The following is a 12,822-nucleotide window of genomic DNA, read 5'->3' on the forward strand; positions in this document are numbered from 1 at the left end:
AGATAAAATCAGGCTGTCAGGCTTACTTGGCAGCGGGGGCTTCTTCAGCAGCCGGAGCGGCTTCCTCCGTGGAAACGCGGGGGGCTTCCACGATGGCCACGATCACGTCGCCGGCCAGTTCCGTGTTCACGCCGGAGGGCAGCTTGAGATCGGCAATGCGGAGGGTTTCACCCAGCTTCAGGCCGGAGATGTCAGCCGTGACGGCTTCAGGCAGGTTCTTCACCTGGCAGGTAATGGCCAGTTCATGAATGGTCTGGTCCAGCACGCCGCCCAGGGCCACGCCGGCAGCTTCACCTTCCAGAATGACGGGAACGATGGAGTGGATGACCGTGGTATCGGTAACGGCCTGGAAGTCCACATGCACGCAGGAGTTGGTGATGGGGTTGTGCTGCACTTCCTTGAGAAGAGCCTTCACGATCTTGCCGTCGATGTCCAGAGCCACCAGAATGTGTTCGGAAACGGCGGAAGCCAGCATGCGGGAGAATTCGCGGGCGTCAACCTGTACATTGACGTTGTCAAAACCGGGACCGTAAACCACGCCGGGGACCAGGCCCTGGCTGCGGAGTTGCTTCAGATTACCGGAGCCGCAGGCTCTCGTTTCGGCCTTGAGGGAATGGGATGTAGCCATGTCTTATAGAGGCAATATTGAGTGTTGATTGATAATGTTTCCTAATCGGGTTCAGGCAGAGGCCCCGCCGGGATTTCTGAACCCGCGTAAACCGATACTCAGGTCAGGGCGCAGGACTCTGCACTAAAATTGTCTAAATGTCAAACAATGATGATACGGATTCTCCGTCATGAATGCGCCGCACGGCATGACCCAGCAGGTCTCCCACGCTGATGCAGTCCACCTTGGGGCCATGGGCCATGGGAACGGTGTCCGACGTGAGGACGCGTTCAATGCAGGAGCCGGCAATGCGCTCGCGGGCCATGTCTCCCAGCACGCCGTGGGACACGCATGCAAATACGCGCTGGGCGCCGCGTTCCTTCAGGATGTTGGCGGCGGCGCACAGGGTGCCGGCGGTTTCCGTCATGTCGTCAATGAGGACGGCGTCACGGCCTTCCACGTCACCAATGACGTTCATGGCTTCCACATGGGTGGCATTGACGCGGTGCTTGGCTACGATGGCCAGTTCCGCGCCCAAGGCGTCCGAATAGGCGCGGGCCATTTTCACGCCGCCTACGTCCGGGGAGACGACGACGAGCTTCTGGAGGTCCTTCACGTAGTTTTCACGCAGGTGGCGGATCAGGACGGGAGCGGCGTAAAGGTGGTCCACCGGAATATCAAAGAAGCCCTGGATCTGGGCGGCGTGCAGGTCCATGGTGAGCACGCGGTCCACGCCGGCGGCGGTGAGGAGGTTGGCCACCAGCTTGGCGGTAATGGGAACGCGGGGCTGGTCCTTGCGGTCCTGCCGGGCGTACCCGAAGAAGGGCACCACCGCAGTGATGCGTCCGGCGCTAGCGCGGCGGGCGGCGTCCACCATCACGCACAATTCCATAATATTATGGTTGGTGGGGGGGCAGGTGGGCTGAATGAGAAAGACATCCTTGCCGCGGATGTTTTCATTTATCTTTACAAAACTTTCCCCATCGGGGAAAGTGTTCACCGTGACGTCCGTCAACTGAATGCCTACGCTTTGCGAAATGCGCTCCGCAAGTTCTCTGTGTGCTGTACCGCTGATAATCTTCATACCGGAAACTGAAAAGCGGACGCATTCTGAACACAGGTCCACATAATCGCAATACTTAATTCTCACAATTTGATTTTTCTCCATGATGGGTTCATCCGCTCCAGATGCAAAAGAGAGATTTCTAACCGTTCCCATGGCCGCCGTCCTGGCCGCCTGCGCCATCCTGCTGGCGTGGTCGTACCTGGCGTTTCCGGAATTCGGCTCCTCCGGGAATGACAACAGCATCCAGTGGCTCATTTCCTCCTGGAACAAGCAGACGGATTATGAACACGGCTGGCTGGTAGTCCCCATCATCGCCTTCATGCTGTACCACGCCAGGAAGAAGGTAGCGGAAGCCGCCAAGCGCATCGACTGGCGCGGACTGGTTCTTTTCATCCCGGCATGCCTGCTGCTGGCCCTCTCCTACCGTGTGGGGCAGCCCCGCGTGGCCGTAGGGGCGCTCCCCCTGATCCTGCTGGGAGGCGCCTGGTATCTTGCCGGGCCGCAGGTAGCCAGGCTGCTTGCCTTCCCCCTGCTTTTCTTCTGGCTGTGCATTCCCCTGCCTTCCTTCCAGCAGGCCACGGTGGAGCTGCAAATCCTCGCCACGGAGCTGGGGCACCTGGGGGGGGCCCTTTTCGGGGTGGATACATACCTGCAAGGCACCAATATCCGCTCCACGGACGGCCATTGGGACGCCTTCAACATTTCAGGGGGGTGCAGCGGCATGCGCTCCCTGATGGCCCTGCTCATGCTGTCCGCCGCGTGGGCCTACCTGTCCGACCTGAAGTTCTGGAAAAAATGCGTGCTTTTCCTCAGCGCCATTCCCCTGGCCGTCATCGGCAACGGCGTCCGCATCACCAGCATTGTGGTAATGGCGGAATACGGAGACCCCGAATTTGCGGCTAAAACCTGGCACGACTGGTCCGGCCTGCTGTTTTTCTTCCCCATCTGCCTGGCGGGCCTGGCGGCCGTCCACTCCCTGCTGGCCGGGGAGCTGATCTGGAAGCCGTCCCGGCGGAAAAAGCTGGTCGTTAAAATAAACAACTCCCACTAAGCGTTTCCGCCGCCATGAATATTAAAAAGCTCAAGATTCTCATCCTTCCCTTTTTCCTGGCCGTCATGCTCGGCGGCATTTACCTGATGCCGCGCAAGGGAGAGGTGCAGGATTCATCCATCAGCATGAACCTCCCCACCGGCATGAATCCGGACGGCTGGCACGGCACGCGCCGGCAGGAGTCTGAACAGGAACGGGGCATTCTGGCCCCGGACACGGAATTCTCCAAGGCGGACTACGTGCAGGAAATCCCCATCAGCCTGGACACGCCGGAAACCGCGCCCGTGCTGTGCCGGGTCTCCATCGTCAAATCCGGCCACGACCTGAACAACTCCATCCACCGCCCGGAACGCTGCCTCCCGGCCCAGGGCCATTTCAACCTGACGGGAACCAGGGTGGAGGTGCCCGTGGAAGGCCACGGAACCATCAGGATGACCAAGCTGAAGTCCCAGCAGAACATCACTCCGGGCCAGCCGCGGCCCATCATTCTGGACAGCATGCACTATTACGTCTTCATCGGCCACCGCCACATGACGGAAGACCACCTTGCCCGCACCCTGATGGACATGAAGGACAGGGTCCTGTACGGCGAGGACCAGCGCTGGTGCTATTTCCAGATATCCACCGCGTACGGGGACCAAATCAAGGTGCCGGAGGAGGAAGCCCGGAAACAGACGGAACGCCTCATCAGCCAGCTTCTCTCCCGGCTGGTCAAGTGGAATGAACTGGACAGGTAGCACATGCCCGGCCTGCGGCGGTCAGTCCGCAAGCCTGCCTTCCAGCCATGCGGAAGCCGCCTGAAAAAGGCTGGGCATTTCTTCCGCGGGGGCTTCATACAGCATGGGCGCGGGACGCCGGTGGGAGTAAAGATGCCCGGAGAGGTCCCGCCGGTATCCGGAGAAGGCCAGGTTCACGTCCGCTCCGGCGCAATGGCCCCAGCGGCCGCCAATCCTGGGCACCACGTCCATGAAACCGCCGCCGTCCCGCAGGTAGGCATTTCCCCACCATTCCACGCACGCCGGGCGCACGCTTTTCTGCCGCCGCGCCACGGCGTCTATCGTCAGGAGGCAGAGCGGAGCGGCCTGCACGGACTGCCTGCGGGCCACTTCCACCGCGCAGGAGCCGCCGTAACTGTGCCCGACCAGCACCACGGGCAGCCCGGGATGCTCCCGGCGCAGCGCTTCCAGCTCCTCCGCAATGTTCCCGCACCTGTCCCGGAACACGCCCCAGCCTCCACCGTCCCAGTGGTAATAGGCCGTAGCATGGGCCACCCCCGGCAGAAAGCCGGAAAACCTCCGTTCCACACGGCTCAGGCAGCCCGCCACCACGTCCCCGAAACCGCCGATGAACACGGCCAGATAACCGGGAACGCTTCCGCGCGGAAGCAGGTTTAACGTCCTTTGAGCATGCATGGCTGGCGCCATGATGGAGAAATCACGTCAATATCCAAGCCCATAGGACGTTCTGGCTTGATAAAACCGGAAAACTGTCCAAATGTGATGGTATGCAAGTAATCATTCACCAATGGGCCTTCAACGGAAGCTTTGAACAGCTTGCCTCCCTGCCCCGCCAGGAACTCGTCAACGACTGGTTTGGATACGACGTGGAGCCAAGCGCGGAGTTCGCCTTTGCCACGGACGGCCAGTACCTCTGGTTCCTGGCTTCCCGGAGCAAGGAAGCTACCGTGCATCCGGACGCGCGGCCCGGCCAGTTCCAGCCGGAATTATGGCGGTATGACCTGGCTGAATGGTTCATGGCCGCCGGGGACGGCACCAATTACTGGGAATTCAACCTTGCCCCCAACGGCGCCTGGTGGGCCTGCGCCTTTTCCGACACGCGCCGCGCCAATGAGGATATTCCGGCCCCGCTGGCCGTGGATACCGAGTGCATCCTGACGGATGAAGGCTGGTGCGCCATGGCCCGCATTCCGCTGAACGAGTTGCGCGGCGTGGACGTCCGTGACTGCAAGCTGGCAGCCACGTTCATTCTGGACACCCCGGACCAGATTTTCCTGACCACCGCGGACGACCTTTCCGGCACGCCGGATTTCCACCGCCCGGACAGCTTCTGCACCCCCATTCTCAAGTAACTGCATGTCTTTGGAAGAAGACATTTCCCGCATCCTGGGGCCTGAAAAGGTTTCCGGAGATCCGGAGGTGCTGGCCGCGCACGCCGGGGACAAATGGTATGCCTCCGTGCTTCCGGAAGCGGTCGTTTTCCCGGAGAGCACGGAGGACGTCTCCCTGCTTCTGCGCTACGCCTCCTCCATGAACATTCCCGTCACGGCCCGCGGCGGCGGCGTGGGATATGTGGGGGGTTGCGTTCCCGTGCGCGGCGGCATCAGCCTTTCCCTGGAACGGATGAACCGCATTCTGGAAATTTCCCCGGAAGACGGCGTGGCCGTGGTGGAACCCGGCGTCATCACGGCGGACCTTCAGCGGGAAGTCCGCGCCCTGGGGTGGTTCTACCCCCCGGACCCGGCTTCCAGGAAGGAATGCAGCCTGGGCGGGAACATCGCTACGAACGCCGGAGGCCCCCGGTGCCTGAAATACGGAGTCACCAAGGCCTATGTGCTGGGCCTCACCGTAGTCCTGGCCAGCGGGGAAGTGGTGGAATGCGGCGGACGCACCCACAAGAATAAAACGGGGTTTGACCTGGGGGACCTTTTCATCGGCTCGGAAGGGATGCTGGGCGTCATTACCCGGGCCATTCTGCGCATCATCCCCCATCCGGAAGCGTTCGGCGCGCTGAGCGCCAGCTTCCCGCAGTTTCCCATGGCCGCGGCGGCCGTGCAGCGCATCCTGAACAGCGGGCACCTTCCCTCCGCGCTGGAAATCACGGACAGCTTCACCCTCCGCGCCGCCCGAGCCTACCTGGGGGACAGCGCCCTGCCCTCCGGCAGCCGCGGCCACCTGATTGTGGAAGTGGACGGCAGGCAGGCCGCCGTGAAGGAGGAGCTGGATTCCCTGTGCGCCCTGCTGGAGGAGTGCGGCGCCACGGACATCCTGCGCGCAGACACGGAGGCGGAGGCGGAAGCCGTCTGGCAGCTGCGGCGTGAATTTTCCTACAGCCTGAAAGCCACCGGCATGACCAAGCTTAATGAAGACATCGTCATTCCCCGGTCCTGCCTGGTGGACCTGGTGGAGTTCTGCGAGGCCATGAACCGGGAGACCGGGCTGGACATCGCGTGCTTCGGCCATTCCGGGGACGGCAACATCCACACCAACATCATGGTGGACGATTACACGGACCCGGGGAAGAAGGCCCTGGCGGACGCCTGCGTGGACAGGCTGTTCCACTGGGTGCTGGAACACGGGGGGACCATCACCGGGGAGCACGGCATCGGCCTAGCGAAGGCCAAATGGTTCCGGGAAGCCGTGGGGGAGGGCGCCTTCCATCTGCACGAGCTGGTGAAATCCGCCCTGGACCCCCGGAATTTGCTGAATCCGGGAAAAATGGGGCTCCCGTAACGTAAAATAGGCTTCCAAGATGCTCCCGGACGGGGCATCATGGCCACCGCATTCCATGAACAGCCCGCACAAGTCCATCCTAGCAGCCCTTTACGACCGTTTTCCGGCCGCAAACGCCGTCCTAGTGTTTATTCTGGACCATCCCCTGGCCTGGTTTACGCCCAAATGGCGCAGGAAAGGCCGCATGGCCCTGAAAGCGGTGCGCCGCTACATCAATTACAACCGCGACCTTCTGCCGCCCGAACGCCTGGCGGAGTTTGAAGAAAGCCGCAACCTGCTGAAAACGGCCCTCCGCAGGGGGGACAGGCAGCAGGTAGAAACCACCACCTCAAAATTGGAATCCACACTGGAATCCATCCCCGGCGCGCTCCCCTCCGGCCTGGCGGAAAACGTGGAAGTCCTGTTCGTGATCCTGGCCATTTTCCTGGGCCTGCGCTGTTACGTGGTGCAGCCCTTCCGCATCCCCACCGGCTCCATGCAACCCTCCCTGAACGGCATCCGGGCCGTCCCACAGGAAGGAGACCCCACCCTGATGCAGAAAATAGGGGACATGGTGATGTACGGCGGCTCCTACGTGCATGAAACGGCTTCCAAGGAAAAGAAGATCGTCCGTTTTGAACCCGCCACCAAATACCTTCTTCTCACCGTCACCAACGTGGTGTTTGACGACGGCTCCAGGCTGGAAATTCCGGCGGCGGAGGCGGAAACACGCCGCTATTTCCTCAACCAGGAACCGCGTTTCGAGTCCGAGCGTCACACGCCGTTCAGAAGCTACCTGCCGGGGGATACGATCGTCAACGCCCGCTTTGACGCCGGGGACCTGATTGTGGTGAACAAGATGGCCTACCACTTCCGCAAGCCGGAACGCGGGGAAGTCTTCGTCTTTGACACGCGCGGCATTGAAGGCATTGCCAACAAGGGCAGCAGCACCGGACAGGAGGGCGGCACCCATTACGTCAAACGCCTCGCCGGCGTACCGGGGGATTCCCTGTCCATCCAGGATTCCCAGCTGATCGTGAACGGAAAGCCGGCCACGGAATGGACCATCCGGAGGGTGGCCTCCGGGCAGCCCCCCTACCAGCCCTGCGGCTATGTGGCCCTTCCCGCCCCGCTGAGCCTGCTGGACGGCAGGGCCTACATCACGGAAGGCGGTACCGTGCACCTTTCCAATGACAAAAAACGCCCCTACCTGCGCGAATACGTGGCCCTGGGCGACAATTCCACCCGTGAAAATTCCTTTGACTCCCGGTACTGGGGGCCCGTTCATCAATACAACATCGTAGGCCCCGCCAGTTTCTGCCTGTGGCCCTTTACCTCCCATTGGGGGCTTATCCCCTGATTCCCCGCCCTTCCGCAGGCACGCTTTCCCCGTCAAGACATGACTCAAGCCCAGACTATCACCAGCAAGGCCAAATCCAACCTGGCCTTCGCTCTCATTGACCTTCCTGAAGAAGAACGCCGCCATATGGCGGAATTTTACGCCTTCTGCCGCACTGTGGACGACATCGTGGACGAACCGGGCATGACGCCCCGTGAACGCCATGACGCCCTGAACCGCTGGATAGAGGTCATCAACGGAGGGGAAGGCCTGGAACTGACGGAGCTGGAGGAAGACATCATCGCCCTGATTCAGGACCTGGAGCTGGACACCACCCCCATGCTGCACCTGATTGAAGGCTGCCGTTCCGACATCTGCCAGCAGCAGCCCCTGAACCGCGACGAATTGCTGGACTATACCTATTGCGTGGCCTGCTGCGTGGGCCTCACCTCCGCCCGCATCATGGGCGCGGGGGAAGCCTCCTACCCGTACGCCATCGCCTTGGGGCATGCCCTCCAGATGGTGAACATCATCCGGGACGTGGCGGAAGACTGCAACAAATCCAACCGTATCTACCTGCCCAGGGAAGACATGGACCGCTTCGGCTATTCCCTGGAAGACCTACGCGCCCGGGTGTACTCCCCCCAGCTCCGGGAACTGCTGCAATATGAAGCGGACCTGGCGGAAAAGTTTTTCACGGAAGCGGAGGAGGAATACAACCGCCTCAGCCCGGAGGACAAGGCGGCGCTCGTTCCCGCCCAGGCCATGGCGCTCATTTACCACACCATCCTGGATAAAATGAAGGCGGGAGGCTTCCGCGTCTTTGACATCCGCTACCACGTCAATACCTTCCACAAGCTCTGGCTTCTGTTCCGCATCAAGCTGGACATTGACCCCCAATCCTATTACGACAAGTCCAAGGCGTACTATGACAAGCTCGTGGGCTTCCTCTCCAAGCCTATCAGGAAGGATGAGAAATAGAAATTCCCTGCCCGCCCCGGCGGGAAGAAGACGGACGTAAAGGGAAAAGGCGCGGGAAAATCTTCCCGGTTTATGGAGCCGCCGTGTTCCGGTTTCCGGAGAATAAGACATGAAAAAGGGCTGCCTCCCCCCAGGGAAACAGCCCCATTCTCCTCATCGTGAGGCGCTCCTCATCATGCCGCCCTTCGGCGTCTCAACAGGAGCCCGGCCAAACCCAGCAGGCCCAGCGAGGCCGCCGCCGGTTCGGGAACCATCAGTTCCCCGTCCACGGAAATGCCCACCCTGGCGTTATTATTATTGTTTCCTCCTCCCGCGCCCACTACGGCATAGAGTTTTCCATTGCCGTTCTTTTTCATGTCCTCCAGCTGTTCCGGGGTAAGGTCGTAATGGACGTCCCACGGATTGCCGTCATTGTTTTTCGTACCCCGGCATAATTCCACCATCTCGCCGTCCCTGGTCTCATACCACACGGAGTACGTATACGTACCTCCCGTTCCGGAGGGAGAAAGGTTCATGCTGAAAGACAGGCCGGAATAATCCTGGATGTTTTCAATGGTCATTTTCAAGCCGAAGCATACCCCCGCCGTACCGGGCATGCTGGGAAGGCTGATGGTCTGGTCTTCCGGATTGGCGGAAGCGCTGCCCCAGCGCATGTCTCCGTTCCCGGTAGTGGTATACCAGCCGTCATTGCGGGAACCGAGCCAGCTCTTGACGTCGTTTCCCGTGATTCCGCTGCCGGACAGCCGGCCTGCGGAATTGTAGCCCTGGCCCGTAATCGTGTCGATTTCAGGAACCAGTTCAATGGTTGCTGCGGCGGCCATAGCCGTCAAGGCGGCCGCGGCCGTGCAGATCATGTATAGTAGCTTCTTCATATCCTGCTGAATAAGTGGATAACTGCATACTGCCGGATTTGGAATCCGTGATCAGTCAGAGCCGCCATCAAGGATGCCTATGATAGGGACCATAAGGATAATAGGAGCAAGAGGGCAATTTTGCCGTCCCCTATTATCCCTATTATCCCTATCATCCTTATATTCCCTATTACCCCTAAACAACTTTCCCCCAGATTTTTCCTTTGACTCCGGATTCCAAATCCGTTGAAAAATTTAACTGATTGACTCTTTGGATATAACGTCATTATTTCCGAAGAATTCAGGAGAGAAAGCAGAGTGAGGCAGAGGCATTTTTTCATAAAAAATAACAATAAGAGCTTCTCGGCATCGTGAATACGCCATGAGAAGGAACGCCACCTTTCCCTTCCTCCCGCTACAGGAAGCCGGATTTGCCGATTCGCCCCCCATTCAACCAAATTTCCGTTCCGGCGGAGGCAGGGGCAGAAAAAGGCCATTCCAGCCGGAAAGAGCCGGAAAATTATCCCGGCCCAGGAGTCTTCAACGGTGCCGGGAAACATGCACGGTCACGGAGACGCTGTCCGTGCGGGGCAGAATAAATTTGTGCAGGGTGACGACCACATGGCGCGCGCCGAACTCATGCAGGCAAACCTTCCCCATGTCCTCCGCCAGTGTTTCCACCAGCTTGCGGGGGTGCGCCAGGGCCTCCTCCCTGAGGGCGCGGGCGATGGAATCATAACAGACGGTCTTTGAAAAATCGTCATTCAGGCCGGAAAGGGCTTCATCCGGGTAAAAGGTGATGTCCGCCTTCAGGGTCTGCATGGAAGCCCGCTCCTCCTCCGGCACGCCGATGAAGGTATCCAGTTCCAGGCCGTTGATGTTGATGGAATCCTGCGTATCGGACGGCAGAGCATAACGGCGCATCAGCGTGCGCAGGACAAGCAGGTCCGGAACAATGATGTCCGGCCTGACCTTGGAGAGCTGGGCCGCGTCATTGTAGCCCGTCAGCACGGCAATGGACGTGATGCCCGCATGGTGGGCCGTCTCCACGTCATGCTGCATGTCCCCGATAAACGCCGTTTCATGGGCATGCAGGCCATGCTGGGCCAGCAGGGTGTGGATGTGGGTGTCCTTGTGGCGGATGCCCGCATGAATGGCTTCAAAATATTCCATCATGCCCAGGTCACGGCACTGGATGTCAAATTCCTTGGCGTCCACGCTGGTGAGAATAAAACAGCGCACGCCGCGCGCGCGGCAGAATTCCAGGAATTCCCGCGCATGGGGGAGCACTTCCACCGGAGCATTGGAGACGCGGAAGGCGTACCGGAAATGGTCTTCCAGTTCATTCAGGTCCGCCTGGGGCAAAACGCGGGCATAATAGTCCGGGTAGGGAAGCTGGAACTCCGCACGGAATTCATCCCTGTTCATGCAGGGTTTTCCGTACTGGGAAAAAACGTAGTTGGAAGCGTCCAGCGTCAGGGCAAGGTCGTCCACCAGGGTGCCGGACCAGTCGAAAATGAGATTCTTGAACATGGGAATGGTATCGGGTGAAAATCAGTCCAGAGCGTACCGCATGGCGGCCAGGCCGAAGAAGGCGGCCGTCTCCACCCGCAAGACGATGGGCCCCAGCGTGACGGGGGCGAATCCGGCCTCCAGGGCCAGGACCGTTTCCCGGTCCGTAAAATCACCCTCCGGCCCCACCAGCAGGGAGGCGCGCCGCACGGAGCGGGCACGGGCTTCCTCCAGCACGTCCCTGACCGGGCGCACGCCGGGCACCAGGGAGGCAATTACATTCAGGCCTTCCGGTGCGCCGTGCCTCAGCCATTCCGCAAAAGGAACGGGCGCCGCCACCTCAGGCAGCGTGTTCTGGCCGCACTGCTTGCAGGCCTCCATGGCGATGCGCTGCCATTTCTGCTTTTTAGCCCCGGCTTCACGGGCATTCAACCGCACAATCGTACGGTCCGTCAGGAGCGGAACGATGGTGGAAACACCCAGTTCCACGGCCTTCTGGATGATGAGGTCCATATTGGCCCCCTTCGGGACGGCCTGGCACAGGGTCAGATGGGCCACCGCCGGAGAGGGAGGGCATTCCTCACCCGGAACCAGCAGCACGCCGGAGCTGCGGGGAGGCTCCGCCACCACGGCATGGGCGGCGCGGCCGCAGCCGTCAAAAACGATGCAGGAGTCCCCCTGTTTCAGGCGCAGGACCTTGGCGGCATGGTGCGCCTCATCCCCCCGCAGCTCCCAGGAGGGGGCTGTCCATTCAGAAGCAGGGAGATAAAAGCGGGCCATGTGTTAAATGGAAAACGGGCCTTACTTGCTCTTCAGATAGCGCGCCGCCTTGTCGGCAAACGCCACGCAGGCCGGCTGGTTGCGCTTTTCATCCAAGGTGGAGGAGAAGGCATTCAGCTTGTCCATCTGGTCCTTGGTAAGCTTGGTGGGAACTTCCACCTCCACTTCCACCAGCATGTCTCCTACGTCCGAGCCGCGCAGGGCCTTCATCCCCTTGCCGCGCAGGCGGAAGATCATGCCGTTCTGCGTGCCTTCCGGCAGCTTGATGGTGGCGGCTCCTTCCAGCGTGGGGACTTTCAGCTTGCCGCCGGAAACGGCCAGGGAGAGCGGCACCGGAACCGTGCAGCTCAGGTCATTGCCCTCCCGCTGGAAAATATCATGCGGCTTCACGTCAATGAACACGTGCAGGTCCCCGGTGGGTCCCCCGTGCACGCCGGCATCCCCTTCCCCGGCAATGCGGAGCTGGCTGCCCGTGGCGACGCCCGCGGGAATGCGGATGGTGATGTGGGAGTCTTCCCTCACACGGCCTTCCCCGCGGCAGACGGGGCACGGGTCCGAGATGATTTCCCCGGTGCCGTGGCACGTGGGACAAGTGGATTGCTGGACGAAAAAGCCGCTCTGCTGGGTGATGATGCCGCGCCCCTGGCAGGTCGGGCACGTCTTGAAGGATTCCTTCCCGTCCCGGGCTCCGGAGCCATGGCAGGCCTTGCAGGTCACCAGGCGTTCAATTTCCAGCTTTTTGGTGCAGCCCTTGGCCGCTTCTTCCAGGGTAATGTCCAGATCGTAGCGCAGATCGGAGCCTGGCCTCTTGGAGGACCTTTTCTGGCCCCCGTGGCCGCCGGCACCTCCGAACATGTCCGCAAAGCCGCCCATGCCGGAAAACATCTGGGCGAAGATATCCATCGGGTCCTGGAACCCTCCACCGGAATAACCTCCGCCGCCCGCAGCGGGGCCGCCCTGTTCAAAGGCAGCGTGGCCAAAGCGGTCATAGGCGGCCTTCTTGTCCGCATCGGAGAGCACCTCGTAGGCCTCTCCCAGCTCCTTGAACTTCTCTTCCGCGGAAGGGTCGTCCGGATTGCGGTCCGGGTGGTACTTCAAGGCCAGTTTGCGGTAGGCCTTCTTGATCTCATCATCGGTAGCGTCCTTGGAAACGCCCAGGATCTCGTAATAATCTTTCTTAGCCATG

General features: G+C 60.7%; 13 protein-coding genes. 6 read left to right on the forward strand and 7 right to left on the reverse strand.

All coding sequences use genetic code 11. The annotated features are described in order from the left end of the window. Window positions 1-22: 22 nt before the first annotated feature. Window positions 23-628: a 50S ribosomal protein L25 gene (locus HHJ06_RS07925; RefSeq protein ID WP_215428808.1), complete on the reverse strand. Its 606-nt coding sequence runs from the start codon at window positions 626-628 to the stop codon at window positions 23-25. Between the two features lie 133 nt (window positions 629-761). Next, window positions 762-1,691 (reverse strand): ribose-phosphate diphosphokinase, encoded by a 930-nt coding sequence (locus HHJ06_RS07930; RefSeq protein WP_102714780.1) that lies wholly within the window; start codon window positions 1,689-1,691, stop codon window positions 762-764. Between the two features lie 82 nt (window positions 1,692-1,773). Between HHJ06_RS07930 and HHJ06_RS07935 the strand changes: the two genes are divergently transcribed. Continuing rightward, window positions 1,774-2,724, forward strand: a complete 951-nt coding sequence (locus HHJ06_RS07935) for an exosortase/archaeosortase family protein (protein ID WP_215428809.1) — start codon at window positions 1,774-1,776, stop codon at window positions 2,722-2,724. 14 nt (window positions 2,725-2,738) lie between these two features. Further along, complete coding sequence (locus HHJ06_RS07940) at window positions 2,739-3,461, forward strand: EpsI family protein (protein WP_215428810.1); 723 nt, start codon at window positions 2,739-2,741, stop codon at window positions 3,459-3,461. 21 nt (window positions 3,462-3,482) lie between these two features. On the opposite strand, the gene HHJ06_RS07945 is transcribed toward HHJ06_RS07940, so the two are convergent. Continuing rightward, window positions 3,483-4,136: a thioesterase domain-containing protein gene (locus HHJ06_RS07945; protein WP_215428811.1), complete on the reverse strand. Its 654-nt coding sequence runs from the start codon at window positions 4,134-4,136 to the stop codon at window positions 3,483-3,485. 92 nt (window positions 4,137-4,228) lie between these two features. On the opposite strand from HHJ06_RS07945, the gene HHJ06_RS07950 reads away from it, so the two are divergent. The 4 genes from HHJ06_RS07950 to HHJ06_RS07965 are packed head-to-tail and all read left to right on the forward strand — an operon-like array spanning window position 4,229 to window position 8,493. Then, window positions 4,229-4,813: a DOMON-like domain-containing protein gene (locus HHJ06_RS07950; RefSeq protein ID WP_215428812.1), complete on the forward strand. Its 585-nt coding sequence runs from the start codon at window positions 4,229-4,231 to the stop codon at window positions 4,811-4,813. A gap of 4 nt (window positions 4,814-4,817) precedes the next feature. After that, window positions 4,818-6,194, forward strand: coding sequence for an FAD-binding oxidoreductase (locus HHJ06_RS07955; RefSeq protein WP_215428813.1), 1,377 nt, complete (start codon window positions 4,818-4,820; stop codon window positions 6,192-6,194). Window positions 6,195-6,249: 55 nt separating this feature from the next. Further along, window positions 6,250-7,533 (forward strand): signal peptidase I, encoded by a 1,284-nt coding sequence (lepB, locus tag HHJ06_RS07960; RefSeq protein ID WP_215428814.1) that lies wholly within the window; start codon window positions 6,250-6,252, stop codon window positions 7,531-7,533. A gap of 39 nt (window positions 7,534-7,572) precedes the next feature. Continuing rightward, window positions 7,573-8,493 carry a phytoene/squalene synthase family protein gene (locus tag HHJ06_RS07965; protein WP_215428815.1) on the forward strand — a complete coding sequence of 307 codons (921 nt, stop codon included), beginning with the start codon at window positions 7,573-7,575 and terminating at the stop codon, window positions 8,491-8,493. 173 nt (window positions 8,494-8,666) lie between these two features. On the opposite strand, the gene HHJ06_RS07970 is transcribed toward HHJ06_RS07965, so the two are convergent. The 4 genes from HHJ06_RS07970 to dnaJ all read right to left on the reverse strand — a co-directional run bounded on the left by HHJ06_RS07970 (window position 8,667) and on the right by dnaJ (window position 12,821). Further along, window positions 8,667-9,365, reverse strand: coding sequence for a hypothetical protein (locus HHJ06_RS07970; protein WP_215428816.1), 699 nt, complete (start codon window positions 9,363-9,365; stop codon window positions 8,667-8,669). A 519-nt stretch (window positions 9,366-9,884) separates the two neighbouring features. Beyond that, on the reverse strand, window positions 9,885-10,877 hold the full coding sequence (locus tag HHJ06_RS07975; RefSeq protein ID WP_215428817.1) for an HAD hydrolase-like protein: 993 nt from the start codon (window positions 10,875-10,877) through the stop codon (window positions 9,885-9,887). Between the two features lie 21 nt (window positions 10,878-10,898). Further along, window positions 10,899-11,636, reverse strand: a complete 738-nt coding sequence (locus HHJ06_RS07980) for a 16S rRNA (uracil(1498)-N(3))-methyltransferase (protein ID WP_215428818.1) — start codon at window positions 11,634-11,636, stop codon at window positions 10,899-10,901. 21 nt (window positions 11,637-11,657) lie between these two features. Further along, window positions 11,658-12,821 (reverse strand): molecular chaperone DnaJ, encoded by a 1,164-nt coding sequence (gene dnaJ, locus HHJ06_RS07985; protein ID WP_215428819.1) that lies wholly within the window; start codon window positions 12,819-12,821, stop codon window positions 11,658-11,660. Between the last annotated feature and the right edge of the window lies 1 nt (window position 12,822).

It is taken from the genome of Akkermansia muciniphila (assembly GCF_018709685.1).
Lineage (GTDB): Bacteria > Verrucomicrobiota > Verrucomicrobiia > Verrucomicrobiales > Akkermansiaceae > Akkermansia > Akkermansia muciniphila_E.

What these genes read in the sequence shown, in the direction of transcription:
- HHJ06_RS07925 (WP_215428808.1), bottom strand. Translation starts at nt 628, where the DNA reads ATGGCTACATCCCATTCCCTCAAGGCCGAAACGAGAGCCTGCGGCTCC.
- HHJ06_RS07930 (WP_102714780.1), bottom strand. Translation starts at nt 1,691, where the DNA reads ATGAAGATTATCAGCGGTACAGCACACAGAGAACTTGCGGAGCGCATT.
- HHJ06_RS07935 (WP_215428809.1), top strand. Translation starts at nt 1,774, where the DNA reads ATGATGGGTTCATCCGCTCCAGATGCAAAAGAGAGATTTCTAACCGTT.
- HHJ06_RS07940 (WP_215428810.1), top strand. Translation starts at nt 2,739, where the DNA reads ATGAATATTAAAAAGCTCAAGATTCTCATCCTTCCCTTTTTCCTGGCC.
- HHJ06_RS07945 (WP_215428811.1), bottom strand. Translation starts at nt 4,136, where the DNA reads ATGCATGCTCAAAGGACGTTAAACCTGCTTCCGCGCGGAAGCGTTCCC.
- HHJ06_RS07950 (WP_215428812.1), top strand. Translation starts at nt 4,229, where the DNA reads ATGCAAGTAATCATTCACCAATGGGCCTTCAACGGAAGCTTTGAACAG.
- HHJ06_RS07955 (WP_215428813.1), top strand. Translation starts at nt 4,818, where the DNA reads ATGTCTTTGGAAGAAGACATTTCCCGCATCCTGGGGCCTGAAAAGGTT.
- lepB (WP_215428814.1), top strand. Translation starts at nt 6,250, where the DNA reads ATGAACAGCCCGCACAAGTCCATCCTAGCAGCCCTTTACGACCGTTTT.
- HHJ06_RS07965 (WP_215428815.1), top strand. Translation starts at nt 7,573, where the DNA reads ATGACTCAAGCCCAGACTATCACCAGCAAGGCCAAATCCAACCTGGCC.
- HHJ06_RS07970 (WP_215428816.1), bottom strand. Translation starts at nt 9,365, where the DNA reads ATGAAGAAGCTACTATACATGATCTGCACGGCCGCGGCCGCCTTGACG.
- HHJ06_RS07975 (WP_215428817.1), bottom strand. Translation starts at nt 10,877, where the DNA reads ATGTTCAAGAATCTCATTTTCGACTGGTCCGGCACCCTGGTGGACGAC.
- HHJ06_RS07980 (WP_215428818.1), bottom strand. Translation starts at nt 11,636, where the DNA reads ATGGCCCGCTTTTATCTCCCTGCTTCTGAATGGACAGCCCCCTCCTGG.
- dnaJ (WP_215428819.1), bottom strand. Translation starts at nt 12,821, where the DNA reads ATGGCTAAGAAAGATTATTACGAGATCCTGGGCGTTTCCAAGGACGCT.